This is a genomic window from Streptomyces sp. P17 (assembly GCF_032436805.1).
Lineage (GTDB): Bacteria > Actinomycetota > Actinomycetes > Streptomycetales > Streptomycetaceae > Streptomyces.
In genome coordinates, this window is sequence record NZ_JAVRBF010000168.1 from 1 (window position 1) to 1,788 (window position 1,788).

A 1,788-nucleotide genomic window follows, 5' to 3' on the forward strand; every position below is an offset into this window, starting at 1 on the left:
CTAGCCCCATCCTCCGCACGTCACTGGTCTGAGTGACGTCTGTCGGGCTGGCGCTGGTCAGGACAGGTTGATTTCCAGCAGGTCGAGGAGGTGCAGCTGCACGCCGCGGGTGATGTGGAGTACCTGGGGCGTGCAGTTGCCGGGGCTGGTGGCCAGGTCGAGTTCACCGAGGTGGTAGAAGATCATGCGGGCGGTGGGGCGTTCGCGGCGGTTGTCCGGGTAGAGGCCGGTCATCCTGCCGTCCGGGCTGCCATCGCGTTCCAGGGCTCGGCGTACCTGTCGTTCGATCAGGCTGTAGACCAGCAGCGCGAGCATGAGTACGTGCAGCAGTGCGGCGATGCGCTTGTTGCCGTGCAGGAAGACCGGCGCCACGGCCAGGGGGCCCTTGAGTTCGCTGTAGCGGCGCTCGACCTGGGGCTGTCCCTTGTAAGCCAGGAACACCGCGGCGGCGTCGGCTTTCACGGGCTCCTGGTTGGTGACCAGGGCGTACCAGCCGTCGGCGTGGGCCTGCGTGTCGAGCACGTCCTGGTCGAAGTGCCAGATGAGGGCCGGCTTCCCGCCGGGGCCGTCGTTGATGTGGGTGCGCAGGCAGTCGGTGACGCGCCGCTTGGCGGCGATCACCCCGATCTTCGCGGAGACTTTGTCGCGGGTCGGGTAGTAGCGGCCGCCGGCCAGCCGCGCCAGCTTGTCCAGGTCTTCACGGGCCTTGGAAAGGCGCTTGTCGCGGGCCTTGGCCTGCGCAAGAGCGTTGCCGGCGCTGTAGACCAGGATGCGGCGCACGGTGATCGGCGGGTCGCTTCTGCGCTTGCCGGTCAGGGTGTGGGTGTCTTCCAGGACCCGGTAGTCGGGGCGGTCCATAGTGGGGCGGTCGGCCACACGCAGCGGGATGTACTCGACTCGCTCCGCGGTCTCGGGGTCGAGGGCGGCGAACACCGACGCGTCGGTGGCCGAGGCCGCGAGCGGTGCGATGAACTCGACCTGCGCGCCGGACAGCGCGGTGAGGTTGTCGTAGGACACCAGTTTGCTGTCCCCGATCATCAGGAAGCGCTTGACGGCGGCGGTCTTCTGGAACCGCGCTATCGCCGAGACCACTTGGGTGATCTCGCCGCTCTGGCCGGAGATCGCCGTGGCCAGCAGCGGGATGGCCCCGTCCGCGCTGACCCCCAGGCCGGCCTGGATCTGCTTGAGGTCCACCCGCCGGTCCTTCGGGTGTCCGTAGGCGACCTTGGGATAGTCCGGGTCCTGGTCGTCGGAGTCGAAGGCCCCGGTCAGCGACATCGAGGTCATATCCCAGTGCAAGGTGGCGGTGTCGATCCCGAACTCGCAGATCGCCCGGGCGGCGATCGATCCGGTGATCTCGTCCAGGCGCGGGGCGATCGCGTCCAGGGCGCGGCCGAGCCGGTCGTCGTTGAGCAGCCCGGGATCGAGCTCCATGACCTCCTTGACCGCCCAGGTCCGGGCCCAGTCCTCCACACGGACCAAAGGCCGGGGGCTGGTGAGCCGGTTGGCGACCAGGGCCTCGATCACCTCGCCGTGCGTGGCCAGCGCCAGATCGCGCACCGGACACAGCCCATCGACGGTCTGGGCCACCTGCAGTCGATGCAGAAACTCCGCGACCACGGGCAGAGCGCCCAGACGCTTGGTCACCACCTGGGTCACCACCGCGCGCATGCGCAGCGGGCCACGCTCACGCCGGACAGCGACACGGCGGGCAGGAGGCGGAGTCATCAACATGCTCAGACAACACCGACACCCCTCCCGCCGTCACGGCCCACCAGCGGATTCAAC

1 protein-coding gene is annotated in these 1,788 nt (G+C 68.8%); it reads right to left on the minus strand.

Annotated elements, in window-relative coordinates:
* Positions 1–57: 57 nt before the first annotated feature.
* Positions 58–1,671, minus strand: a complete 1,614-nt coding sequence (locus RMT89_RS40090; protein ID WP_007506370.1) for an IS1634 family transposase — start codon at positions 1,669–1,671, stop codon at positions 58–60.
* Positions 1,672–1,788: the final 117 nt, after the last annotated feature.